The organism is Bartonella acomydis, assembly GCF_039543025.1.
Taxonomy (GTDB): domain Bacteria; phylum Pseudomonadota; class Alphaproteobacteria; order Rhizobiales; family Rhizobiaceae; genus Bartonella; species Bartonella acomydis.
In genome coordinates this window covers 39,161-62,338 of sequence record NZ_BAABIY010000012.1, presented here as the reverse complement: position 1 = coordinate 62,338, position 23,178 = coordinate 39,161, and the positions used below count along the sequence as shown (strand labels likewise).

At 41.5% G+C, this 23,178-nt stretch carries 23 protein-coding genes and 1 pseudogene; 17 read left to right on the top strand and 7 right to left on the bottom strand.

Annotation, left to right across the window (positions count from 1 at the left end; all coding sequences use genetic code 11):
- The first annotated feature begins 148 nt into the window (after positions 1 to 148).
- Entirely contained in the window at positions 149 to 1,060 is a 912-nt protein-coding gene (locus ABD909_RS02160; protein ID WP_345096319.1) for an RNA polymerase factor sigma-32, read from the top strand.
- A 156-nt stretch (positions 1,061 to 1,216) separates the two neighbouring features.
- Here ABD909_RS02160 and ABD909_RS02155 read toward each other — a convergent pair whose 3' ends face one another.
- Positions 1,217 to 2,755, bottom strand: coding sequence for a M48 family metalloprotease (locus tag ABD909_RS02155; protein WP_345096318.1), 1,539 nt, complete (start codon positions 2,753 to 2,755; stop codon positions 1,217 to 1,219).
- Positions 2,756 to 2,921: 166 nt separating this feature from the next.
- On the opposite strand from ABD909_RS02155, the gene ABD909_RS02150 reads away from it, so the two are divergent.
- The 4 genes from ABD909_RS02150 to ABD909_RS08585 all read left to right on the top strand — a co-directional run bounded on the left by ABD909_RS02150 (position 2,922) and on the right by ABD909_RS08585 (position 6,225).
- Positions 2,922 to 3,557, top strand: a complete 636-nt coding sequence (locus tag ABD909_RS02150; protein WP_345096317.1) for a thiamine diphosphokinase — start codon at positions 2,922 to 2,924, stop codon at positions 3,555 to 3,557.
- Between the two features lie 97 nt (positions 3,558 to 3,654).
- Positions 3,655 to 4,065, top strand: a complete 411-nt coding sequence (locus ABD909_RS02145; RefSeq protein WP_345096316.1) for a glycine zipper domain-containing protein — start codon at positions 3,655 to 3,657, stop codon at positions 4,063 to 4,065.
- Positions 4,065 to 5,927: an ABC-F family ATP-binding cassette domain-containing protein gene (locus ABD909_RS02140; protein WP_345096575.1), complete on the top strand. Its 1,863-nt coding sequence runs from the start codon at positions 4,065 to 4,067 to the stop codon at positions 5,925 to 5,927. Before ABD909_RS02145 ends, ABD909_RS02140 begins: the two co-directional genes overlap by 1 nt.
- 148 nt (positions 5,928 to 6,075) lie before the next feature.
- Positions 6,076 to 6,225, top strand: a complete 150-nt coding sequence (locus tag ABD909_RS08585; protein WP_425547916.1) for a hypothetical protein — start codon at positions 6,076 to 6,078, stop codon at positions 6,223 to 6,225.
- Between the two features lie 610 nt (positions 6,226 to 6,835).
- Here the strand turns inward: ABD909_RS08585 and ABD909_RS02130 are convergent.
- Positions 6,836 to 7,093, bottom strand: a complete 258-nt coding sequence (locus tag ABD909_RS02130; RefSeq protein WP_345096315.1) for a DUF2312 domain-containing protein — start codon at positions 7,091 to 7,093, stop codon at positions 6,836 to 6,838.
- Positions 7,094 to 7,325: 232 nt separating this feature from the next.
- On the opposite strand from ABD909_RS02130, the gene ABD909_RS02125 reads away from it, so the two are divergent.
- The 3 genes from ABD909_RS02125 (at position 7,326) to ABD909_RS02115 (ending at position 9,816) form a co-directional block, all read left to right on the top strand.
- Positions 7,326 to 7,859: a DUF1036 domain-containing protein gene (locus tag ABD909_RS02125; RefSeq protein ID WP_345096314.1), complete on the top strand. Its 534-nt coding sequence runs from the start codon at positions 7,326 to 7,328 to the stop codon at positions 7,857 to 7,859.
- The gene (gene pyk / locus ABD909_RS02120; RefSeq protein WP_345096313.1) at positions 7,856 to 9,292 is read left to right on the top strand and encodes a pyruvate kinase; all 1,437 of its coding nucleotides are present in this window, start codon (positions 7,856 to 7,858) and stop codon (positions 9,290 to 9,292) included. Before ABD909_RS02125 ends, pyk begins: the two co-directional genes overlap by 4 nt.
- A 305-nt stretch (positions 9,293 to 9,597) precedes the next feature.
- Complete coding sequence (locus ABD909_RS02115; protein ID WP_345096312.1) at positions 9,598 to 9,816, top strand: hypothetical protein; 219 nt, start codon at positions 9,598 to 9,600, stop codon at positions 9,814 to 9,816.
- A 206-nt stretch (positions 9,817 to 10,022) separates the two neighbouring features.
- Here the strand turns inward: ABD909_RS02115 and ABD909_RS02110 are convergent, their stop codons facing one another.
- A complete protein-coding gene (locus ABD909_RS02110) occupies positions 10,023 to 10,400 on the bottom strand; it encodes a cell division protein ZapA (protein WP_345096311.1) in 378 nt (125 codons plus the stop codon).
- A 13-nt stretch (positions 10,401 to 10,413) separates the two neighbouring features.
- Positions 10,414 to 10,689 (bottom strand): DUF4164 domain-containing protein, encoded by a 276-nt coding sequence (locus ABD909_RS02105; RefSeq protein ID WP_345096310.1) that lies wholly within the window; start codon positions 10,687 to 10,689, stop codon positions 10,414 to 10,416.
- 334 nt (positions 10,690 to 11,023) lie between these two features.
- On the opposite strand from ABD909_RS02105, the gene tkt reads away from it, so the two are divergent.
- From tkt to ABD909_RS02075, 6 genes and pseudogenes are all read left to right on the top strand, one after another.
- Positions 11,024 to 13,024 (top strand): transketolase, encoded by a 2,001-nt coding sequence (gene tkt, locus ABD909_RS02100; protein WP_345096309.1) that lies wholly within the window; start codon positions 11,024 to 11,026, stop codon positions 13,022 to 13,024.
- Positions 13,025 to 13,183: 159 nt separating this feature from the next.
- The gene (gap, locus tag ABD909_RS02095; RefSeq protein ID WP_345096308.1) at positions 13,184 to 14,191 is read left to right on the top strand and encodes a type I glyceraldehyde-3-phosphate dehydrogenase; all 1,008 of its coding nucleotides are present in this window, start codon (positions 13,184 to 13,186) and stop codon (positions 14,189 to 14,191) included.
- 492 nt (positions 14,192 to 14,683) lie between these two features.
- On the top strand, positions 14,684 to 15,877 hold the full coding sequence (locus ABD909_RS02090) for a phosphoglycerate kinase (protein WP_345096307.1): 1,194 nt from the start codon (positions 14,684 to 14,686) through the stop codon (positions 15,875 to 15,877).
- Positions 15,878 to 15,982: 105 nt separating this feature from the next.
- Positions 15,983 to 17,014, top strand: a complete 1,032-nt coding sequence (locus ABD909_RS02085; protein WP_345096306.1) for a class I fructose-bisphosphate aldolase — start codon at positions 15,983 to 15,985, stop codon at positions 17,012 to 17,014.
- A 95-nt stretch (positions 17,015 to 17,109) separates the two neighbouring features.
- A complete protein-coding gene (locus ABD909_RS02080; RefSeq protein ID WP_425547914.1) occupies positions 17,110 to 17,286 on the top strand; it encodes a class I fructose-bisphosphate aldolase in 177 nt (58 codons plus the stop codon).
- Positions 17,276 to 17,438 (top strand): annotated as a pseudogene (locus ABD909_RS02075) (class I fructose-bisphosphate aldolase); the annotation flags it as partial. The gene ABD909_RS02080 and the pseudogene ABD909_RS02075, both read left to right, overlap by 11 nt.
- Before the next feature lie 165 nt (positions 17,439 to 17,603).
- Here the strand turns inward: ABD909_RS02075 and rpmE are convergent.
- Positions 17,604 to 17,825: a 50S ribosomal protein L31 gene (gene rpmE, locus ABD909_RS02070; protein ID WP_345096305.1), complete on the bottom strand. Its 222-nt coding sequence runs from the start codon at positions 17,823 to 17,825 to the stop codon at positions 17,604 to 17,606.
- A 188-nt stretch (positions 17,826 to 18,013) separates the two neighbouring features.
- Here rpmE and ABD909_RS02065 point away from each other — a divergent pair, with 188 nt between their 5' ends.
- From ABD909_RS02065 to ABD909_RS02055, 3 genes are all read left to right on the top strand, one after another.
- Complete coding sequence (locus ABD909_RS02065; RefSeq protein WP_345096304.1) at positions 18,014 to 19,804, top strand: ABC transporter transmembrane domain-containing protein; 1,791 nt, start codon at positions 18,014 to 18,016, stop codon at positions 19,802 to 19,804.
- Between the two features lie 276 nt (positions 19,805 to 20,080).
- Positions 20,081 to 20,431 carry a hypothetical protein gene (locus ABD909_RS02060; protein ID WP_345096303.1) on the top strand — a complete coding sequence of 117 codons (351 nt, stop codon included), beginning with the start codon at positions 20,081 to 20,083 and terminating at the stop codon, positions 20,429 to 20,431.
- A gap of 218 nt (positions 20,432 to 20,649) precedes the next feature.
- Positions 20,650 to 21,330 carry a hypothetical protein gene (locus ABD909_RS02055; protein WP_345096302.1) on the top strand — a complete coding sequence of 227 codons (681 nt, stop codon included), beginning with the start codon at positions 20,650 to 20,652 and terminating at the stop codon, positions 21,328 to 21,330.
- Between the two features lie 326 nt (positions 21,331 to 21,656).
- Here ABD909_RS02055 and ABD909_RS02050 read toward each other — a convergent pair whose 3' ends face one another.
- Both ABD909_RS02050 and efp read right to left on the bottom strand, forming a co-directional pair.
- Complete coding sequence (locus tag ABD909_RS02050) at positions 21,657 to 22,448, bottom strand: inositol monophosphatase family protein (protein WP_345096301.1); 792 nt, start codon at positions 22,446 to 22,448, stop codon at positions 21,657 to 21,659.
- Positions 22,449 to 22,462: 14 nt separating this feature from the next.
- Positions 22,463 to 23,035 (bottom strand): elongation factor P, encoded by a 573-nt coding sequence (gene efp / locus ABD909_RS02045; RefSeq protein WP_345096300.1) that lies wholly within the window; start codon positions 23,033 to 23,035, stop codon positions 22,463 to 22,465.
- Positions 23,036 to 23,178: the final 143 nt, after the last annotated feature.

Sequence of the window (23,178 nt, the reverse complement as noted above, 5' to 3'; positions counted from 1 at the left end):
GCCATGATCATAAAAAAACAATTGCGATTATAAAAATACACGCTAAAGTAGCGTTGTACAAACAAACAACTTTAACGTTCTTTTTTCATAAAGAACAGTGGTGTCGTTAGCAAATCAGTTTTGATAATTTTAATCACAAGGGGTTATTATGGGTAATCTTTCAAATGCTGTTTACAAAGCCAGCAAAAATTATGGCGACGCAGATAAAAGCTTGGGACGTGATATGATGCGTTCTGCTATGCAAGCACCTTATCTTGAACGACAAAAAGAGCATGATTTGGCTCTGCGGTGGAAAGATAAACGTGATGATGATGCTATGCATCAAATTGCAGCAGCTCATATGCGTTTGGTGATTGCCATTGCTAACCGTTTTAAACGTTTCAAAATGCCGTTGGGGGATTTGGTACAAGAAGGGTATGTAGGGTTATTGGAAGCTGCTGCACGTTTTGAGCCTGATCGTGAGGTGCGTTTTTCAACCTATGCAACATGGTGGATACGCGCTTCTATTCAAGATTATATTTTACGAAATTGGTCTATTGTTCGAGGAGGAACAAGTTCTTCGCAAAAAGCTCTTTTCTTTAATCTTCGTCGTTTGCGCGCAAAATTGGTGCAGGATGATAGTGCTCTTTCAAAACAAGATATCTTTCGCACAATCGCTGAAAAACTTGGTGTTTCTGTGCGTGATGTGGAAACAATGGATTTTCGTTTTTCCAGTTCTGATAATTCTTTAAGTGTGTCTATTTCTGAAAACAGTGATAATCCCGTTGCTAAAATGGATGTTCTAGTGGATGAAAATCCCCTGCCTGATGCTTTAATTGAGCAAACAATTGACGGGCAACGGCGTACACAATGGCTTTATGATGCTCTGCAAATTCTCAATGAACGAGAGCTTGAAATTATTCGTTTTCGTCGCTTGAATGAAGAAGGAGCAACTCTCGAAGTTTTGGGCGAAAAGTTGGGAATATCGAAAGAACGTGTGCGCCAAATTGAAGCACGCGCTTTGCAAAAACTCCGTTCTGCTCTGCTTACCGTTCATTCGGAAGATGCTTATGAGATATAAGCGTTAATGAGGGGATTGGCAGTGGATATGAAGCGTGTGGGGTTTTGTTATGGCGCAAAGTTTATTGAGATGAGTGCAGAAAATGTTTCAAAGAGCAGAGGATAGAAAAGAATCAAAGAGGCAAAAAATGATGAAAGAACTTATCCTTCATGTTGTTTATTCTCTAATGATTTTGACACTTATTCCTTCGCGTAGAGTTTGCGTGGGAGAGAGGGCATTGAGAATGCGAAAGAGTTTTTCTTTATGTGGGGTGTTTTGCATTTGATTGGCAAGGTTTGCAACGCTTTCTCCCTGCTTAACCTGCACAACACGGATTTTCAAGGGTTTCAGCTTTTTTAACTGTGAGGATGAAAGGAGTTGAAAGCCTTGTAACGTTTGTGCGGTAATCGCTGCAAAATTTCGCGAATCATGCGGTGCTCCAGTTAAAAAACGCAAAATATGGTTGTTGAGCATAATGACAGTTACATCAAATTGCCATTGCTCATTGGTTGCTCGTCCATGCGCCCCAGACAGTCCTTGAAGGATGACCGGTTGGATAGATGATTCGTCTAATCCTGCAATCCAACCACTTTTTAAATAATTGCTGGCAGTCATTTCAAAAGGTCGTGGTAGGGTATCAAAACGTATGGCAATTTTTTCTGGCCCGCTGGCCCAAACGGTGTGCACTGAATTTTCTATTGTGAAATTGTGGGGTACGGAAAAAGTGATACGCAATTTTGGCTGAATAAAGTGGTTTTCTCGCACAAAACCTGTTTGAGAGCTTCCACCAAAGATCATGCCATCAATGGTTTTGAGAAAAGAATCACGATCCGTGTTTCCTTTGTATCCTATACTGATTTTCTCTGCTTTTTTTCTTGCTAGGCGAATCCGTTGTGGAGTGGTTGGATGATTTGCGAGAAAGTCTAAAGAGCTACTTGTCGCGCCTGATAGATGGCGAAAAAGGCTATAGGCTTCCATTGATTGGAGAAAACGCGGGAAGGCAAATGGATCATATCCGGCTTGTTTGAGCATCTCTAGGGCAATGGAATCGGCTTGAAGTTCCTGATTGCGTGAAAATTGCGCCAATTGTTTCTGCTCTTTTATGGGATTGTAAAGATTGTTTGTCTCATGGGTAAGAAGGTGTGATGGTATGTGCTTTGCACTTTTTAATTCCGCTTGCTTTTGCAGACGCAAAATGCCGTGATTGGCAGTAATATGGGCTATTTCATGGGCCAAAATTGCGGCAACTTCTGAACAATCATTAGTCAATGCAAGCATGCCACGGGTGATATAAATAGAACCATTGGGAAGGGCAAATGCATTGACACTTTCTGAGTTTAAGATGGTGACAAAGTAGCGTTGTCGAGATTTTTTTTGTGAAACGGCAGCTAGCTTTTGCACGATTTGTGCCAAGAGTCGTTCAAGTTTTGCATCATGATAGGCACCTCCATATTTTTGCAAAATATGTGGGTGTTGTAGAGCACTTAATGTGACATAGATATTGTCTTTGCTGGCACGTCTGATTGTTCCAGAAGAATCGGAAAAAAGTATAGCATTTTGGAGAAGATGCGGATGGCAAGCAGAAAGGAGAAAAGTGAAGCTTATGATGAGAGATGCTTTATAAATCCCGGTGCAAAAACAAAAGTTTCGTTGAAAAATTGAGAGTCGTTGGCTCTTGTACACTTTGTTTTTGGGCTGTATTTTGGCAAATTTCATTTGTATCTTTGTACGTGTTTTTTACAGGTAAGAAGAAACTTTCTTTGGTAAACGATTCTGTTGGCTATAACACGGTTATTGTTCACAAGAAATGCCTCTTTTTTTAGAAAAAGATACTTGTTTATAAAAAGAGGCTTGGGAAACATTACGGAAGGCAAAGTATAGCATGACAACATTTACAATATTGTTAAATGGAGATGTTTGTATTACAGATCGTTTGCTCGCGCAAATTCACAACAGTCGCGTGATTGCTGCTGATGGTGGGATGCGTCATGCAGCAGCACTCCATGTGATGCCAGAATTGTGGTTGGGAGATTTTGATTCCTCTGATCAGATATTAATAAGCCAATATCGTCATGTTGCGCGGGAGGTTTTTCCTTCTGATAAAGATATGACCGATAGTGCTTTGGCATGTGAGAGAGCTCTGCAAAAGGGCGCCAAAAAACTTATTTTGTGTGGTGCTTTTGGAGGAGAGCGGAGTGATCATAGTCTTTCTCATATGACAATGGCATTGGCCATGGCTGAGAAAGGTATTACAGTGTTGTTGACAAGTGGTTTTGAGGAAGGGTGGCCGGTTTTACCAGAAATTGTGTCATATGATTTACCTGATGGGTGTTTGTTTAGTATTATCGGTTTTTCTGATTTACAAGGGTTAACGCTTTCAGGGGTCAAATGGCCTCTTTGTGATAAAAATGTGTCTTTTGGCTCTTCTTTAACACTTTCTAACCATATTTGTGGAACCTTTTCTTGCTATTTAGGTTCTGGAAAAGCTATATTATTGGCGTCTGTACCTATTCCATAAAGCTCTTCCGGTATGTTTGAATAAGGTAGGGGGGGCAAAGTGATGAAGTGCTGGCATGAATGATATATTTATGTATTGATTAAGGAGAGAGTTTAATATGTTAAAATCATTTTTAAAAGTGGCTGTTGTTTCAGCTATTGGTTTAAGTAGCGTAGCTTGTACTACAAATGATCAGCGCGTTGCGCGTTATGGCGTGGGAGGAGCAGCAATAGGTGCTTTGGCTGGAACAGCAATTGGAGGAAGTACTCCTGGAGCAGCATTGACTGGAGCAGCATTTGGTGCTTTGGCTGGAACAGTAACAGGAGCTGCTGTAAATCAGCAAAGAGAGCAAAGACAGGAAGGGCAGATTGTTATTCATCAGTCAACAGAAATGTGTACTTATCGTGGACGGAGAGGTCATTATTACAAAGCGCCTTGTGCACAAAAAGTTCACACACCAAAATTATGTACTTACCGTGATGGAACAGGTGTAATGTATAAGGCACCTTGTCCACGTCGCGCCCGTTAATGGCGGTGCCGCTTTTGCGGCTTGACCGCATTTTCCTAACCTTTGGAATAACGCCTTTGCTCAATCAAGCTTGCTTATCGGTTGAGCAAGGAGCGCGTATTGCTTTGGTAGGGCGTAATGGTTGTGGAAAATCAACGCTGTTAAAAATTGCTGCAGGAATCATAGAACCTGCTAGCGGCGAAATTTTTCGCCACCCTCATACCACATTGCGTTATGTCGCACAAAATCCTGATTGTGTAGGTTTTGAAGATATTAACACTTATATAGAAGCAGAACTCGATAATATCCCTAATGTCGCGTGGATAAATACACTTCGTACCCACTTGGGCTTTGTGGGAACTGAAAAATTAGCCACCCTTTCTGGGGGAGAAAAGCGCCGCCTTTCTCTGTTGCGCGCTATTGCTGCAAAACCCGATATTCTTCTGTTAGATGAACCAACAAACCATCTTGATTTACCAACCATTGAATGGCTGGAGGGGGTGTTATGCTCGTTACGTTCAGCGATTGTGGTGATTTCGCATGATCGGCGATTTTTGGAAAATGTTATCCATTCAACGCTGTGGCTTGATCGGGGTACCACCAAAAGACTGGAGAAGCGTTTTTCGGAGTTTGAAAATTGGCGTGATAAGGCGTTGCAGGAAGAAGCACTCGAGCAACATAAATTAGGACGACAGATTGTCCGCGAAGAACAATGGTTGCGCTATGGGGTGAGCGCTCGGCGTAAACGCAATGTACGTCGTCTGGGAGAGCTAAAAGAATTGCGGTTGCGTCATCAAACCTATAAAGGGCAACCGGGAAATGTACTGTTGAGCGCTGCTAAAAGTCATGATTCTGGTCAATTGGTATTGGAAGCAAAGCAAATTTCAAAATCCTATGGTGAGCGTGTTATTGTCAAAGATTTTTCTTTGCGTATTCACCGTGGTGATCGAATCGGTTTGGTGGGGCCTAATGGTATTGGAAAAACAACACTGCTTTCCACTTTAATTGGGCAGGAAGCGGTGGATAGTGGAACAGTGCGGCATGGATATAATCTTTCCATGGCATTGCTTGATCAACAGCGTATTCTCAATGAAGAAGAAACTTTAGTACATTATCTCACAGGAGGGCGGGGTGATACTCTCGTAATTAACGGGCAAGAGCGCCATGTGGTTTCTTATATGAAAGATTTTTTGTTTTTACCAGAACAAGCACGGACACCACTCAAGGAATTCTCAGGGGGAGAAAGAGCCCGCCTGATGCTTGCCAAGTTGCTTTCGCAGCCGGCAAATTTTTTGATTCTTGATGAACCAACCAATGATTTGGATATGGAAACATTGGATTTGTTACAAGAATTTATCGCCGATTTTGCTGGAACAGTATTATTGGTAAGCCATGATAGAGACTTTTTAGATCGTACCGTGACCCATATGTTGGCGCCTCAAGGCGATGGGCATTGGATTTTATATGCTGGCGGTTATAGTGATATGATTGCACAAAACAAGCAAGCTGCATTGTTAAAGCGCAAAGATAAGGCATTACCAGAGCGTAAAGTGTCCACAAGTTCTCATGCATGTGAGGATGAAAATCCCAACGTGTCAACAAAACGTATCTTTATGGAGCAGGAGAAAAAAAAGCCGCACAAACTCTCTTATAAACAGGTTTATACGCTGGAAAAGTTACCTGAACAAATCGCTGTTTTGCAGGATGAAATCAAAAAAATTGAACAAGAACTCTCTGATCCTGCACTCTATTGCAACGATAGGCAGCGTTTTGAGCGTTTATCAATAACGTTAGAAGAGAAGAAAAAAAATTGCGTGAGCAAAGAAGAAAAGTGGTTAGAACTTGAATTGTTGCGTGAAAAGAGTGAGTGCAGACAATTATAAAACGTTTTAGTGTTAATCTCTTACGAGATTCTCTTTATCTTCATCTTTATAAGACTTTATCTTCATCTTTATAAGATATGTGTTTGCACTGAAAGAATCCCACGCAAAAATGTGGGTTGGAATTTGCATTGTTGTACAAAGAGAGTGAATGCGTGGAAGATGTCAAGGCGATAGGCACCTCCTTGTTGTACTTTCATGCACAAAAGCCTTTGCGGGTGTTTTCCAAGCTGTTAGAGTATGGTTATCAGCAGATCTTACCGGTTCAAAGGGGTGGAGATGGTTTTCATTGCGCAGCTAATAGGAAGAGAGTGCCGCGGCATCTTCTAAACTGATCAAGGTGAAAATTGTGCGTTTTGTTGTTATCGTTATCGTCCTCTCCCCATAGAAATATGTTTTCTTCATCTCTCTTATGTTTCTTTCTAAGAAAATTCATTACAAAAGGCGAGGAAATTAACCAGGGCCTTTTGTTAAAGGCATTCGCTTTAGCCTAAAGGGTATGGAAGGGCTATAGAATAAGGAGGAAAAGTTACACACCATGGGAGAGTATGTTCATCAAGCGTAAAAATTGCTTCATGGCTTTAATCTTATAATTTTCACGAGATTATTTACAAGCTTTTCAAGGAGCACTTTACGTGTGTTGGTATGAAATAGGCAAAGCACTTGTTAAGAGATGTTTCTTTTAAGATGGGTGCTTTAAAACAAGTGCGTAAATTAGCAACATGATGGTATCTTGTGCTGGTATCCTCTGTGCTTTGTTTGGCATGGGAGCTTCCCCCCCCCTTAAAGCAACATGTTGCTTCTCGTCACAAATGACTTTTGTTACAAATGACATACACTGCGTATTTTTAGCATAAGTTTCTCTGCATGATTCATTCTCTTCTTCCTGTTTGAGAAGATGGGAAAAGACTTTAACTCATGCCAAGGGCTTCTTTGTAAAGCTGGATGATAGCTTCTTCTTCCATGCGTTCATGTTCTTCTTTTTTACGCAACCGTATAATGCTTCGAACAGCTTTACTATCAAAACCAGAACCTTTAAGCTCAGCATAGACTTCTTTAATATCCTCAGAAATGGTTTTTTTCTCTTCTTCTAATCGTTCAATACGTTCGATAAAAGCGCGCAATTGGTTTACGGATATAGAATGTGTTTCATCAGTTACTGTGTTCATTGCATTTTTCTCCGGACTTTATATTGTAAGCTGTTTTTGTCAGCGATAAATTTTTGTTGAAAAAGCTTGAAAAACACGAAGTCAATCAAGCTGTATCGTTTTTTTACAAATCGACTTTAAATATTTTGTAAAATTTTAAAATATATGCATTGATAAAAAAACACTAAGAAGTAAAAAAGGATAAAAATACACCTCTATAAATTGAAAGGTTTTTTTAAAAAAAAAGGGCTGTATGCTTTGTTTTGATCACTTGCATGATAAAGGAGGTCTTGTGGTTGTCAAAAAACAAAAAGGGGGAAGAGAGAAGAAACTGAAGATTTTTCTTGTGAGCATTCTGCTGTCGTGCTCATGTGTTGTTTTGGCAAAAGCTGATTTTAGAGTTTGTAATACCACCCAACAGTCCGTTGGTGTTGCCCTTGGCTATCGTACACTTTCAGGCTGGGTGAGTGAGGGGTGGTGGGTGGTACCAGAAACAGGGTGTAAAACTTTAATTGAAGGGCCACTTTCTTCACGATTTTATTATTTTTATGCGGAAGGTGTACAGAAAAAAAGAAACTGGGCAGGTTCTATAACCATGTGCGTGCAAGATAGCCAATTTACTATTCAAGGGGTTCACGATTGTTTTCCTCGAGGTTATCAAAAGGCCGAGTTTAAGGAAATTGATACGGGGAATCAAAGCAGTTGGATGGTGCAGTTAACTGAGGAGTCTTTGTTGGGGGATTCGGTTGTTAATTCTCCTTCTCTTTCAGAGGGAACGCGACCGTGAAACGTGCTCGTAAAGTAAAAATTATTGCCACTCTTGGTCCTTCTTCTTTTTCTTTTGCGATGATTAAAAAGCTTTTTAGGGCGGGAGCAGATGTTTTTCGCCTTAATATGAGTCACACGGACCATGAAACAATGGCGGGGTTGGTTTCACATATACGCGAGGTTGAAAAAATCGTGCAACGACCCATCGGTATTTTGGTGGATCTTCAAGGACCAAAATTGCGTATTGGCCATTTTGCGAAAGGGTACGAGGATTTGCGTGTGGGGCAGAGCTTTACTTTAGACAATCGTGATGAGCCAGGCGATGCACAGCGTGTTTATTTCCCCCACGGGGATGTGTTAGCGGCTGTGAAACCAGGGGATCTTCTGTTGATTGATGATGGAAAGTTGAAACTGCGTGCACAGCTGTGTGAGGGGCATTTGGTTGAGTGCTGTGTGATCGCTGGAAGCCGTATTTCTGATCGAAAAGGTGTCAGTTTTCCCAATACCGTTTTGCCTTTTGGTTCGATAACACAAAAGGATAAGGCTGATTTGCAGGCTGTTTTGCAACAACCTGTGGATTGGGTGGCTCTTTCTTTTATTCAACGTCCAGAAGATATTATGGCGGTGCGTCAATTGACGAAAAACAAAGTGTCGTTGATGGCTAAAATCGAAAAACCTCAAGCCTTAGAGCACATAGAAAAGATTATTGAGGTCTGTGATGGTATTATGATTGCACGCGGAGATCTTGGTGTGGAAATGCCCTTGGAAAAGATTCCCGCATTGCAGATAGAGTTGATCAAAGCTTGCCGTTTAGCTGGAAAACCCGTGGTGGTGGCAACACAAATGCTCGAATCGATGATAACTGCTCCTGTGCCAACACGCGCAGAAGTTTCTGATGTCGCTACAGCCGTGTATGCAGGCAGTGATGCTGTGATGTTGTCTGCTGAATCTGCTATGGGTCTTTATCCTGAAGAAGCAGTACTGATGATGGATCGCATTGCTCGCTTCATTGAACAAGATCATACCTATGCGGCTCAGGTTGGGGCAGTGCATCCTGCACCCCAGTCAACGGGAACCGATGCCATTTCTCTGGCTGCCCGACAGATTGCTGAAACACTTGCATGTGCCGCTATCGTTGCTTACACTGCTTCAGGGACTAGCGGTTTGCGTGCCTCACGGGAGCGCCCAAACAGGCCCATTATTGCATTATCACCTATTGTGCAAACAGCACGCCGTTTGGCTTTGGTTTGGGGCCTACATTGTGTGGTAACTGATGATGCACGCGATTTGGAGGATATGGTGGATCGTGCGGCAGCAATTGCTTTTCGAGAAGGCTTTTGCCAAGCAGGAGACAAATTCCTTGTAACAGCAGGTGTACCCCTTGGTACGCCCGGTGCAACAAACCTCTTGCGTATTGCTACGGTTTCTCAAGATGGAACAAAGGGTCTTTAACAAAAACGTTTACATTGTGTTCTTTATGTTTTGGATAGCATGGTGTTTGTCAGTTGTTTGAGGTGGGCAGAGGTTTTGCATGTTCATACAGTTTTTATGCGCTCAGTGCTGTTAGTTATAATGCATTGATGTTGTCTGCAGCTGCTTCTGGTCTTTAATCCTGAAGAAGACGAGCTGATAATAGATCACATTGCTCCCTACATCGAATAAGATCACACCTATGCGGTTCAGGTTGGGGCAATCTTTTCTCGGAATCAACGGAAATGGGGAGCATTTCTCTCGCTTGTACGATAGTGCTGAAATAGTTGGTAGCAGCCATTGTTAGCTTACATCGCTTCAGGCACTACGGGTGGGTGGGTATTTTACAGGAGCGCCTAAAAAGACCCATTATTGCCTTATCACTTAATCGTGCAAGTAGCGCTGCGCTTGGTTTTGTGTGGGTAGCACCTGTGTGGGAAGCAAAATTGACAGCAGAAGATAACAGGAAAAAGGAAGGATGGTGTTGGGCTCTTCATTGCCTGTAGAGTAGGGGGAGGATTTTGCCTGATCTATTGATTGATGGGGCTTTTTGATGGATAAGCAGGCGTTTGTAGAAAATACAAATACTGCTTTGGGGGGACTATTTTCTTATTTGCTGCTCTTGTAATCTATAACAGGCTTTTATCATTTTGTTAGTATGCCGTTTTTTTTGAGATTTGTGTTGCTGGTTAGTATCAAGATTGATGTGTCTTTATAAATTTTCTTGTTCTTGAACATCAAGGCTGGTTTGGTTATCTTGAAGCAATTGATTGGTGAGTTTTTCAATACGTTCTGTGGTGTTTCGTACAATTCTCCCCATGGTACGATCTCTTTCATGATGTAGCCGTAAAAGATTCTGGTAATCTTCTTGTAGTTTTTTATTTTCTCGTTGTATTTCCTCCATTTCATCGATAATCATAATACCGGCCATCACCGATAAACGATGGTCGCCAATTTCACCAAAATTTTTCTTCAAATGTGTGATATACTGATCTAAGCGCCCCGCCAGTTCAATAAGATGCTCCTCTTGCCCTTTGTTGCAAGCCATGCGATAAACTTTACCATCAATGGTGACAGAAACAGTTTCCATATATCCAAACCTTTTATCTATCAATGACGGCACGAATCGTTTCCATCGCTTTAATCAAACGTTTGGAGACTTCTTTGTTTGCAGCTTCTAGCCGCTCAACTTGGGCTTCTGCTTTGTCAAGCGTTTGGGCAAGAAGGCTACGATCAGCATTCATGCGTTGTATTTCTTCTTCCCATTCATTGTTTTTATCAATAACCGCATTGCGGTTTATAATAGTGATTTCTAAGGTTCTTAGTGCTTTTTCTAATTGCTCTAAAGCATGTGGGAGAACCGTAGTTTCTTGATTCATGATATTTCTATCCTTTGGATGATTGTCCCTTTATAACAGTTTTTTATACAAAAACGAATCAATCATTTTCTTTTCTTTCGTGAATTTTATTTTTAAATATGTAGAATATTTTAGCAAGCAAGGCAGAAAATACAGGTTTATTAAAAGTTAATTAAAAGCTGGATTTTTTGAAAGTATTGGCATAAATGATTAGGTTAACAAGGATGTGTAAGGAAAACGTATTAATTACTTACGTGGTAAAAAATCTTACTCTGAGGACGAAAAAGTATTTCTTAAAATAAGAGAATACGCAAAAAGCAATAAATAACCTGTTTAATGAAATGGTTTATCATTTATGACAAATACTAAACAACAGAATCAGATGGCTAATGCTATTCGTTTTCTTGCCATTGATGCGATTGAAAAAGCAAATTCTGGTCATCCCGGTTTGCCAATGGGCGCTGCCGATATTGCTACCGTTCTTTATACAAAGTTTTTTGCCCATGATCCAAAAAATCCGCATTGGCCAGATCGTGATCGCTTTGTCTTATCGGCTGGGCATGGGTCGATGTTGCTATACGCTTTACTCTATTTGTCCGGTTATGAAGATATCTCTCTTGAAGATCTCAAAAATTTTCGCCAATTAGGGGCAAAGCTTGCTGGGCATCCAGAATATGGGCACGCTGCTGGCATTGAAACCACCACTGGACCCCTTGGGCAGGGTTTGGCAAACGCCGTGGGGATGGCAATTGCTGAGCGCCTACAAAATGCCCGTTTTGGCAATCTCATTAATCATTATACTTATGCGTTGGTTGGTGATGGGTGCTTGATGGAAGGCATTTCTCAAGAAGCACTTTCCTTGGCTGGGCATTTAAAACTCAATAAGCTTATTGTGTTGTGGGATGATAATAATATTTCTATCGATGGAGAAATTTCTCTTGCTGATAGTACAGATCAGATAGCGCGTTTTAAAGCATCTGGTTGGAATACACATAAAGTTGATGGACATAGTCAAGCAGCAATTGCACATGCCATTGAAGAAGCGCAAAACTCTGATAAGCCAACCTTGATTGCTTGTAAAACAACCATTGGTTTTGGAGCACCAAATAAAGCGGGAAGCAATAAAGTTCATGGTTCCCCTTTGGGAGCACGGGAAATTACTGAAACCCGTATTGCTTTGGGTTGGGAGGCGGAGCCTTTTGTTATTCCTGCTGATATTCTCGATAATTGGCGTTTGGCTGGTCTTAATGCTGCTAAAAAGCGCCAAAAGTGGGAAGAAAAATTTGCTGCTCTTTCCGTATCAGAACGTGTAGAGTTTGAAAGATTGATGCGGGGCAATCTGTTGGGCGGATTTGACGGCGCTATCGATGCTTATAAGCAGAAGCTCATTGAAGAGCGCCCTAAGGTTGCTACCCGTAAAGCTTCGGAAATGGCGCTTGAGGTTATCAATGAGGTCGTTGTTGAGACCATTGGTGGTTCTGCTGATTTGACCGGCTCTAATAATACAAAAAGCAGTCAGATGAAGGCTATTTCTGCTGAAGATTTTTCAGGGCGCTATCTGCATTATGGAATTCGTGAACATGCTATGGGAGCCGTGATGAATGGTCTTGCCCTTCATGGCGGTTTTATTCCTTATGGGGGAACCTTTTTATGCTTTTCTGACTATATGCGTCCTGCCATGCGTCTTTCTTCTCTTATGGGATTGCGTGTGATTTATGTCATGACCCATGATTCCATTGGTCTTGGAGAGGATGGGCCAACTCATCAACCCGTTGAGCATTTGGCTTCTTTGCGTGCAATGCCCAACCATTTCGTGTTTCGCCCCGCTGATGCTATGGAAACAGTCGAATGCTGGCAATTGGCTTTGAAAGCACGTGCGACACCTTCTACTTTGGCTTTGAGTCGGCAAAATTTACCGCTGTTGCGTCAAGAATATGAGAAAGAAAACCTCTGTATGCTTGGTGCTTACGAATTGCTCACCGCCAGTGATGATGCAAAGGTCACTCTGTTTGCTTCTGGCTCAGAATTACAAATCGCGGTACAAGCACATGCGCTGTTAGAAGAAAAGGGCATCCCAACCCGTGTGGTTTCTGTGCCTTGTTTTGAATTCTTTGATCAGCAATCTCTTTCTTATCAACGTGCTCTCATTGGTGATGCACCCATTAAAATTGCTCTTGAAGCAGCTATCGGGCAAGGATGGCAGCGTTTTATTGGTTGTGATGGAATCTTTATCGGTATGGAAGGTTTTGGTGCCAGTGGCACAAGTGATGCACTTTATACACATTTTGGTATCACTTGTGAGAATGTGATTGCTATCGTCGAAAAAGAACTTGAAAAAATCAATAGGGGAAAATAATTCTTGTGCTTTAACAAGGAAAGGGCCTGGGTCATATTGGCTACAATATTTTCTCTTCAACTGTCAGAGAAGAGGTTGATTGAAATATTGGTTGTTAATGATTTGGGGTTGATGGAAACAATGCCCAGAGGTTGTGCTTTCAAACGATGAGGATAAAAAATGACGGTTCGTGTTGCAATTAATGGGTTTGGTCGTATTGGACGCAATATTTTACGTGCCATTGTGGAAAGTGGACGAAAAGATATTGAAGTTGTAGCTCTTAATGATTTGGGATCGGTGGAAACAAATGCCCATTTGTTGCGCTATGATTCCGTTCATGGGCGTTTTCCAGGTGATGTGAAGGTGGTGGGTGATGCCATTGATATGGGGGGCAATGTGATAAAGGTGTTGGCAGAGCGTGATCCCGCAAACTTGCCATGGAAAGCTTTGGATATTGATATTGCTTTGGAATGTACCGGAATTTTTACAGCACGTGATAAAGCAAGTGCCCACTTGGATGCGGGGGCAAAGCGTGTTCTTATTTCTGCCCCCTCTGAGGGTGCAGATCTTACCGTGGTTTATGGAGTAAACCATCAAGCTTTAAGCAAAGAGCACCTCGTGGTTTCCAATGCTTCTTGTACAACAAACTGTTTAGCGCCTGTTGCACAAGTTTTGCATAACACTGTTGGTATTGAAAATGGTTTTATGACGACAATCCATTCTTATACCGGCGATCAACCGGTGTTGGATACCTTGCATCGTGACCTTTATCGGGCACGTGCGGCAGCTCTTTCTATGATCCCTACCTCAACAGGAGCTGCAAAGGCTGTGGGCTTGGTTTTGCCAGAATTAAAAGGATTGCTCGATGGGGTGTCAATTCGCGTTCCAACTCCAAATGTTTCCGTGGTGGATTTGACATTTACTGCTAAGCGTTCCACAACGATTGAAGAAATTAATAGTGCCATTTGCATTGCCGCACGAAGTTCTCTCAAGGGAATTTTAGATACGACAGAGGAAAAGCTTGTGAGTTGTGATTTTAATCATAATCCACATTCAGCCATTTTCCATAATGATCAAACAAAGGTTATCGATGGTCGCCTTTGTCGTGTTTTGGTTTGGTACGATAATGAATGGGGCTTTTCAAACCGCATGAGTGATACAGCAGTAGCTTTTGCTAAAGCACTTTAAATCAAGGACCTTCGGGTCCTTTTTTATATTAGAAAGACAAGTTTTATGATAAAAAAATCAAAGTATATTCTCTTTGAAAAAACGTATAAAAATTGTCTTTGTGCAGTTGAGAAAAGTTGTTTTGCGTGCATGATCGTGTGTTGGTATTTTTACAGTGAGATGTGGTTTTTAAAACCCCATGAAAGAATAGAATTTGCAGGGGGGCGTTTTTGAACAAGACAAAATTTTAGAAAATATGACCGCGTATTTCTCGTTTGCTTTTAAGCAAAAAAAATTTGCATGGAGAAAAGGTGAGGATAGTATGTTTTGTTTAAAACAACAAGAGACATCAGCCAATGGGCTTTTGTGGAATTAATGATAGCTTGTGTGAGGTGTTTTATCTTATGCTTGAGAGAGTGTTAGCTGGCTTTCTTTGAGGGGATTGGCTGCGATAAATTAAGTGAGGTAATGCCTTTTGTTTAAAACAACGGAAAGTGAAGAGAGAGAGCAGTTATGGGATTTCGTACACTTGATGATGTTGATGTCATGGGAAAACGTGTTCTTGTGCGAGTGGATTTTAACGTGCCCATGGCGCTGGGCAAAGTTTGTGATGCAACGCGCCTTCAACGACATAAAAAAACACTTGTTGAACTGCAAAAGCGTGGTGCTAAGCTTATTCTTCTTTCCCATTGCGGGCGCCCTAAGGGGCAACTGGAGCCAGAGTTTTCTCTGCGTCCCCTTGTGCAAGTGCTGGAAAAAATTATCAATCAGCCGGTGGTTTTTGTAGAAGATTGTATTGGTAGTGCAGTAAAGAGAGCAGTGGATGATTTGCAAGATGGTGGTGTTTTGCTGCTTGAAAATGTTCGTTTTCACCTTGGTGAAGAGAAGAATGATTGTGCTTTTGCTGAGGCTCTTGCCCATAATGGCGATCTCTATGTAAATGATGCTTTTTCCGTCTCTCATCGTGCCCATGCTTCGGTGGAGGGTATAACACATTTGTTGCCTTCTTATGCGGGGCGCTCGTTGCAGGAAGAATTGCAAGCGTTAGAAAAAGGACTCGGCAATCCAACGCATCCAGTTATTGCAATTGTTGGAGGTGCAAAGGTTTCTAGTAAGCTGTTTGTGCTCAACCATTTGGTTGAAAAGGTTGATCATTTGGTGATTGGTGGGGGGATGGCAAACAGTTTTTTAGCTGCGCAAGGTGTGTCTGTTGGCAAGTCATTGTGTGAACATGCGCTGATGGAAACAGTAAAAAAGATTATTGAGAAAGCACGTGCGTGCCAATGTGAGATTTTGCTTCCTGTGGATGCAATCGTTGTATTTCGTTTTGAAAAAGATGCATCGCACCGTTTCTATGATATTGGAGATATTCCTGAAGATGGTATGATTCTCGATATTGGTACACGCTCTATCACCCATATCAATGCGGTCATTGATGAGGCTTCTACCCTTGTTTGGAATGGTCCCCTTGGTGTTTTTGAAATGCCGCCCTTTGATCAGGGAACAATAGCAGTGGCACGTCATGCAGCAGAACGTAGCCGGTCAGGAAAATTGGTTTCAATTGCTGGAGGGGGAGATACGGTTTTTGCACTCAACCATGCTGGTGTTGCTGATGATTTTACTTATCTTTCAACCGCAGGAGGTGCTTTTTTAGAATGGATGGAAGGTAAAATGCTTCCTGGTATTCTTGCTCTCATGCAGGCTTAAAGCTTCTCTTTGAAGAAAAAGTAAGCTGTATAGCCATGGGGCGTGTGAGAGATGATGATCATATTGCTCATGTTAAAAATAAGACAAAATAAAGAGGAATTTTCTATGAATGAACGTCTTGAAGATATAGCACTTGCGCTGGTGCGTGCGGGTAAGGGTATTTTGGCAGCCGATGAAAGTACTGCGACAATTGGCAAACGTTTTGACAGCATTGGGGTGGAATGTCATGAGGATAATCGCCGTGCTTATCGTGAAATGCTGTTTAGTGCAAAAGAAGCTATGGAGAGTGCCATTTCTGGTGTCATCTTATTTGATGAAACTATTCGCCAAAAGGCAGAGTCTGGACAAATGTTGACAGATATTATTCGTGATGCGGGTGCTTTGCCAGGGATTAAAGTCGATACCGGGGCTAAACCCTTGGCAGCTTTTCCTGGTGAAACAATTACAGAAGGATTAGATGGGCTGCGTGAGCGATTGAAAGATTATTATGCTTTGGGAGCACGTTTTGCGAAATGGCGTGCGGTGATTGCCATTGATGCACACACGCTGCCAACAAGAGGGGCGATCAGGCAAAATGCACAGGCTCTTGCGCGTTATGCTGCTTTGTGTCAAGAGCTCAAGATTGTGCCCATTGTTGAACCAGAAGTATTGATGGATGGATCTTCGCGCACGCATTCAATCACCCGCTGCTTTGAGGTAACACAGGCTGTTTTAACTGCGGTGTTTCAAGAATTGTTTGAAGCACGTGTTGTTTTAGAGGGGATGATTTTAAAGCCTAATATGGTAATTGACGGAAAAGATGCACGCCAAGCTTCTGTTGAAGAGGTGGCGGAAAAGACAGTTCAGGTGCTGAAACAAACTGTGCCGGCTGCTGTTCCAGGAATTGCTTTCCTTTCTGGGGGACAATCTGATCAGGAAGCAACAGCCCATTTGTCTGCCATGAATAGTTTGGGAACATTACCTTGGAAATTGACCTTTTCTTACGGGCGCGCATTGCAAGCAGCTGCCTTAAAGGCATGGGCTGGTAGACATGAAAATATTGCTGTTGCTCAAAAAGCTTTTCATCATCGTGTCCGCATGAACCATCTGGCTGCCTTGGGACAATGGACAAAAGAGCAGGAGAAGTCTTGTACTTAAGAAAGGGATTTTATGGACACAGCTTTATATGAGCAAGTGGGGAGAGTGCCCATTGTTGAATCAGAAGTATTGATGGATGGATCTTCGGGTGCGCATTGCAAGCAGCTGCCTTAAAGGCATGGGCTGGTAGACATGAAAATATTGCTGTTGCTCAAAAAGCTTTTCATCATCGTGTCCGCATGAACCATCTGGCTGCGCTTTTGACAATGGACAAAAGAGCAGGAGAAGTCTTGTACTTAAGAAAGGGATTTTATGGACACAGCTTTATGTGAGCAAGTGGGGAGAGTGCCCATTGTTGAATCAGAAGTATTGATGGATGGATCTTCGGGTGCGCATTCAATCATCCGCTGCTTTGAGGGAACACGAGCTTTTTTAACTGCGGTGTTTTAAAGGATTGTTTGAAGCACGTGTTGTTTTTAGAGGAGGGGATTAAAAGCTTTTTTGTTTTGTGATGCATGACACAAGCACCATCCGTTGTTATTTTTATCAATAAATAAAAAGCCCCACGGTCAAGTGGGACATCTCATTGCTTTCACTGTTTTCAAGAATCTGATCGGTTCTAGTGCTATTCACAACCCAAAAGAAGTTGTTACATGCCAAGATTACCAAAACGATTTTTAAATTTAGAAACACGACCACCACGGTCTACAAGTGTTTGAGAACCACCTGTCCAGGCTGGATGAGTTCTTGGATCGATATCCAAATTCAGGATATCCCCTTCTTTTCCCCAAGTGGAGCGCGTTGTATATTTGCTACCATCCGTCAGAACAACGGTAATTTTATGATAGTCGGGATGAATATTCGCTTTCATGCGTCAAACCTTTTACGTCTATAGAGTGAAATGACACTTTTTCACTTTTTAAGTGCACTTCCTTTGTCTTTTTGATAAATTGATTAAAGTAGTCTTTCTATAACTGAGCATGTATCAAAAAACAAGTGTTCAAGATATATCCTTGCGTCAAGTATTATAGACAACCTCATAGAGTGGAGAGAAACCTTATGAATTTCCTCAATCATTTAAAAAAATCTGCAAAGCCTTCAGCAAAGAAATCTTCATTCTCTTCGCTTGTAACTTTCGGTCCTTATCTTGTGCGTTATCGCTGGTTGTTTATCTTTGCTTTTATCGCTTTGGCTGTTGCGGCTCTTGTCACGCTCGCTTTGCCTGTTGCTATCGGCAAAATGTTTGATCATGGTTTTTCCACTTCAAATCATGGTCATATCAATTTTTATTTCTTTATTTTGTTTGCTTTGGCTTTGCTGCTCGCGCTTGCTTCGGCTTGCCGCTATTATTGTGTCATTACCTTGGGAGAACGGATTGTTGCCGATTTACGCCGTGATGTTTTTAACCATATTATGAAACTTTCCCCTGCTTTTTTTGATAAGTCTCATTCTGGTGAACTTGTCTCAAGGCTCCTCACCGATACAACACAAATAAAACTAGCCGTTGGTTCAACCGCTTCTACGGCTTTGCGTCATCTCATTGTGGTGGTGGGGGCAATCGTGATGATGGTTATCACGAATGCCAAATTATCTGCTCTGGTGCTACTTGCTATACCTTTTGTAGCAATTCCCCTAGTGTTTTTTGGGCGCAGGGTTCGTACACGCACACGTGTGGCACAAGATCGTGTCGCAGATGCCAATGCTTTGGCTACCGAACAGGTCAGCGCTATTCGCACAGTGCAAGCATTTACCGCTGAAAAATTTGTTGCGACACGTTTTTCGCAATTGATTGAACACGCTTTTCAAACAGCGCGTGCTTCTGTGATCTTGCGTTCCTTTTTTACCGGTTTTGCCATTTTTTTGGTTTTTAGCAGTGTGGTTGCTGTTTTATGGATTGGCTCTCGAGATGTTTTGAATGGCACTATGACAGCAGGAACTTTAGGTCAATTTGTTCTCTATGCCGTTTTTGGAGCCTCAACTTTTGCGCAATTGTCAGAATTAGGGGCTGAATTAATCCAAGCAGCAGGTGCTGCTGAACGATTGGCCGAATTGTTGCAAGAACAGCCCGAAATTTTAGCGCCACAAAAGCCTGTCTCTTTCGCAAAACCCGTTCAAGGTGCACTTGTTTTTGACAAGGTTAATTTTACTTATGCCTCTAGACCACAAAGGAAGGTTTTACGCGCCCTTTCCTTTTCTATTAAAGCGGGTGAAACCGTTGCTTTTGTTGGCGCTTCAGGGGCGGGGAAAAGCACACTTTTTTCTTTAATTCTGCGTTTTTATGATCCAGAAAGTGGGAAAATCCGTCTGGATGGCGTGGAGATTGATCGCCTTACTTTACAAGATTTACGTGGTGCAATCTCTTATGTTCCTCAAGATGTTGCCATTTTTGATGGCACGCTGCGCGATAATATTATTTTCGGTACTGAAAATGTCACGGAAAAACAAGTGATTGCCGCTGCTAAAGCTGCCAATGCCCTTGAATTTATTGAAGCTTTACCAAAAGGTTTGGATACAGAAGTGGGAGAGCGCGGCACTATGCTTTCTGGTGGGCAAAAACAACGCGTTGGTATTGCGCGGGCAATTTTAAGAAATGCTCCCCTGCTGCTGCTCGATGAAGCGACATCTGCTTTAGATGCAAAAAGTGAAAAACTCGTGCAAAAAGCCTTAGAAGGGCTGATGCAAAACCGCACAACATTGGTGATCGCGCACCGTTTGGCAACAATTTTAAAAGCGGATCGTATTCTTGTAATGGATAAAGGCGTCCTTGTGGAAGAAGGAACCCATGCAGAACTTGTGGCAAAAAATGGCGTTTATGCATACCTTGCTAAATTGCAATTTTCACCCGAATAAAAGCTCTTGATAAAGAGTCGTCTTTTTAAGAGCAATAAACAGCACTCTTTTTAAGCAGGCTTAGCAAGGTTGAGTGCTGGCTTTTCTTTCAAAGTGCATCAATCACCAAAGCAGTATAAAAATACAAATTGTTTTATTTTATCAATAAAAACATCTATATTTTGTATATTATTTTTATAAAATAGAATATATAGATTATTATGAACAGATATACACATAATGATATAATATCGAGGAATCGATAAGAAAGGTCGGTGAGCATAAAAGAGAGCAAGAATGGGTGAAGCTATCATAGTTATAGGGGGAATATTCATAGCAGGAAGTATAATCTATAATCTTTGGTTAGCAGATCATCAGGAAAAGCAATTAAGTAAACAATTTGAGCAATTATGTGGTCGAGAAATAGTAATATATCAAAATATTATTGCACAAGAAGAACAAAGACTGTTTCAAAAAACGCGAAGAATACCGAAAGAATGGATTAAAAAATGGAACCAAGAAGTAAGACATTGGGAAAGGGGGGTGCTGGAGATAAAAAGTCCTAAACAGTGGCCACCTTCTAAATCCAGTGGACCATGGCCTTTGATGGTAAAAGATATTTGTATGCAAGGATATGGAAATGCGTAGCTTTTGTATGGTGAGGCGCTGACAAAAGAATTCACTGCTGAGCATATCAAAAAAATAAATGCGTTCATAATAACTTTTAGGGAAACTTATTTAAAAGCAATACGATTGATGAGAGAAAATAGGCTCTCTCTGCAAAAGTTTGTAGATCCTCTTACGAAAAAAAGCGATATAAACATACAATGCTGTCGCTTTATTGGTGTTTATATGTAGTTGATGATATGATTACAGCGGAATACGAACAACAACAAAAAGATAAAGCTTCAGGGTGCTATAAAGAGCTAGCATCTATGGAAATCTATTATGAAGACCTACCTAAATATACGGAATATGAAACGCTAGAAGAAATACTGCCGTGCTGGTATTATAATATGCCGGGGGATTCTGAATTACTATGCATTTGTAAAAGAGAGCTTCTCTCATTATTGTATGATATTTCCAGTGCTTATAAAGCGGCAAGAAAAACTTTCATTTACTATAAGATGCTTATTGATACGGTGAAAGAGGGATATATTGCCTTTGATAAGGATTACCATTATTCGACAGTTGAAGATGTAATCAATACTTGTAAAGAGAGAGATAAGGAAAAGAAAAAGGGCTTATGTGTTGCTAAAGAGATTCCAACATTTGAAAAAGCTTACAAATTAGGCGTTAGAGAATGGATGCAAGCAGCAAATGAGAAATGTGATAATAGGTTAATCTTTTGGGAGAAGCTCGTTGAAAGAAGATATCTAAGGGCAAAATTAGAAATCATCTTCGGTGAGGAACAGCTAAAGAAATTGGAAGAAGCTATTAAAGAGGATCGAGAAAAGGTTAAGAAAGAAATGCAGGAGGCGATTTTTGAGAACAAGGATTTTTGTTACTACAAATCTCGTGAGCATTTTATAGACTATCTGAGATAATGCTTAAATGAAGGGGGAAGTGCAATAATTTGCTAGAATCTCTGGCACTCTGTAGTAGTAAAAACTCTTGAGAGGCATATGCGGCAGCTCTTAGCAGAGAGAAGAGGTGTTTGCAGTCCGTCTTTTACACTGTGTACGGATGATTTCTTAAGAAGATTAGGGGGCTTGTTTTTGGTATGATTGTTGCTTCTTGAAGCGTTTTGTTGTGTTTTTCGTTTGCTCACGTGTTTGCAGGGGAAGTTAAAAAACAGCGTTAATAATATTGGCTTGTTATTGCCTCTTTGCGGCGGGAGGTTTGAAGAGGCTTTTAAAAAAGGCGATAAGGTCTAAATGCCTTTTTTGAGAACTCTTTCTAACTTGGTGCGAATGTGTTCATTGCCAGCGATGATGTTCTTTTTGCGGAAGATATCGTTGCCGCCTTCTTTATCGGTGACAAAACCACCGGCTTCACGAACCATCAAGATTCCAGCAGCCATATCCCAAATTTGCAGATTGTCTTCCCAAAAGCCATCGGTGCGGCCAGCAGCAACATAGGCTAAATCAAGGGCTGCAGCACCAAAACGGCGAAGTCCAGAAACTTCCGCCATCACATTGCGCAGTTCAATGAGATAGGTTCCATGACCTGGGCGACCAAAATGAGGCATGCCCGTGGCAATGACACAATCTTCTAATCTGCGCCGTGCAGAAACGCGGCAACGCCTATCATTAAAAAAAGCGCCACCACCGCGTTCAGCGGTAAAAAGTTCATCTCCCACCGGATTATAAATGACACCGGCAACAATCTTTCCCTGACTCTCTAAAGCAATGGAGATAGCAAAAAAAGGAATGCCATGGAGAAAATTGGTAGTGCCATCTAAAGGGTCAACAATAAAACGATGTTGGGAATCTTCACCAATGATTTCCTCAGATTCTTCCATTAAAAAACCAAATTTGGGGCGTGCTTTGCTTAATTCATTAAAAATAATTTTTTCCGCTTTACGATCTGCTTGGCTGACATAATCGGCTGGCCCTTTCAAAGATACTTGCAAATTTTGCACTTCACCGTAATCACGCACGAGAGAGCGTCCTGCTTTCATCGCAGCTTGCACCATGACATTCATGATTGCAGAATGGGCCATGTTTCTTCCTTTATTTATCCTTTATCATTTGCACGACGCAAATAAATCAACTCGTTGGTGTCGACAATGACACGTTCCCCAGCATTTATAAAGGGTGGAACAAGAATACGAATGCCATTTTCAAGAATGGCAGGTTTATAAGAGGAGGTCACCGTTTGTCCTTTGATGGCAGGATCAGCTTCGGCAATCGTTACCACAACTTGATCCGGCAGCGATATGCCAATGGGCTTTTCTTGATAAAGCTCAACTGTGACAGTCATGCCATCTTGGAGAAAGGCAGCACGGTCACCAACAAAATCCTTTTGCAATTCCAATTGTTCATAGGATTCCGAATCCATAAAGACAAGAGCATTACCTTGTTGATAAAGAAAGGTAAAATCTTTTTGTTCAAGGCGTACACGCTCTACTGTTTCAGCAGCACGAAAGCGTTCATTAAGTTTTGTACCATCAAGCAAATTTTTCATTTCAACTTGGTTAAATGCCCCACCTTTTCCTGGTTTTACAGCGTTGCATTTGACAGCAACCCATAGGCTGCCTTGATGTTCAATTACATTCCCAGGGCGAATTTCATTGCCATTAATCTTCATCGTTTCTATCCAATTCTATTCCTGCAAAAAAAGCTCTGTGTTTGTTCCTCTAACGATCCCTTGCTATCTGCGCTCTTTTGTTGTCTTTGACCCCTTGTGGTCTTATAGTGAGCTTTTTTCATGATCTTTGTAGCATATCTTTT

Excerpts from the sequence above, each read along its gene's own strand:
- ABD909_RS02090 (WP_345096307.1), top strand. The coding sequence starts at position 14,684 with ATGGGATTTCGTACACTTGATGATGTTGATGTCATGGGAAAACGTGTT.
- ABD909_RS02125 (WP_345096314.1), top strand. The coding sequence starts at position 7,326 with ATGCTTTGTTTTGATCACTTGCATGATAAAGGAGGTCTTGTGGTTGTC.
- gap (WP_345096308.1), top strand. The coding sequence starts at position 13,184 with ATGACGGTTCGTGTTGCAATTAATGGGTTTGGTCGTATTGGACGCAAT.
- rpmE (WP_345096305.1), bottom strand. The coding sequence starts at position 17,825 with ATGAAAGCGAATATTCATCCCGACTATCATAAAATTACCGTTGTTCTG.
- ABD909_RS02110 (WP_345096311.1), bottom strand. The coding sequence starts at position 10,400 with ATGGAAACTGTTTCTGTCACCATTGATGGTAAAGTTTATCGCATGGCT.
- ABD909_RS02050 (WP_345096301.1), bottom strand. The coding sequence starts at position 22,448 with ATGGCCCATTCTGCAATCATGAATGTCATGGTGCAAGCTGCGATGAAA.
- ABD909_RS02085 (WP_345096306.1), top strand. The coding sequence starts at position 15,983 with ATGAATGAACGTCTTGAAGATATAGCACTTGCGCTGGTGCGTGCGGGT.
- ABD909_RS02140 (WP_345096575.1), top strand. The coding sequence starts at position 4,065 with ATGGCGGTGCCGCTTTTGCGGCTTGACCGCATTTTCCTAACCTTTGGA.
- ABD909_RS08585 (WP_425547916.1), top strand. The coding sequence starts at position 6,076 with ATGCGTGGAAGATGTCAAGGCGATAGGCACCTCCTTGTTGTACTTTCA.
- tkt (WP_345096309.1), top strand. The coding sequence starts at position 11,024 with ATGACAAATACTAAACAACAGAATCAGATGGCTAATGCTATTCGTTTT.
- ABD909_RS02060 (WP_345096303.1), top strand. The coding sequence starts at position 20,081 with ATGGGTGAAGCTATCATAGTTATAGGGGGAATATTCATAGCAGGAAGT.
- ABD909_RS02145 (WP_345096316.1), top strand. The coding sequence starts at position 3,655 with ATGTTAAAATCATTTTTAAAAGTGGCTGTTGTTTCAGCTATTGGTTTA.
- efp (WP_345096300.1), bottom strand. The coding sequence starts at position 23,035 with ATGAAGATTAATGGCAATGAAATTCGCCCTGGGAATGTAATTGAACAT.
- ABD909_RS02150 (WP_345096317.1), top strand. The coding sequence starts at position 2,922 with ATGACAACATTTACAATATTGTTAAATGGAGATGTTTGTATTACAGAT.
- ABD909_RS02160 (WP_345096319.1), top strand. The coding sequence starts at position 149 with ATGGGTAATCTTTCAAATGCTGTTTACAAAGCCAGCAAAAATTATGGC.
- ABD909_RS02155 (WP_345096318.1), bottom strand. The coding sequence starts at position 2,755 with ATGAAATTTGCCAAAATACAGCCCAAAAACAAAGTGTACAAGAGCCAA.
- ABD909_RS02065 (WP_345096304.1), top strand. The coding sequence starts at position 18,014 with ATGAATTTCCTCAATCATTTAAAAAAATCTGCAAAGCCTTCAGCAAAG.
- ABD909_RS02055 (WP_345096302.1), top strand. The coding sequence starts at position 20,650 with ATGATTACAGCGGAATACGAACAACAACAAAAAGATAAAGCTTCAGGG.
- ABD909_RS02105 (WP_345096310.1), bottom strand. The coding sequence starts at position 10,689 with ATGAATCAAGAAACTACGGTTCTCCCACATGCTTTAGAGCAATTAGAA.
- ABD909_RS02130 (WP_345096315.1), bottom strand. The coding sequence starts at position 7,093 with ATGAACACAGTAACTGATGAAACACATTCTATATCCGTAAACCAATTG.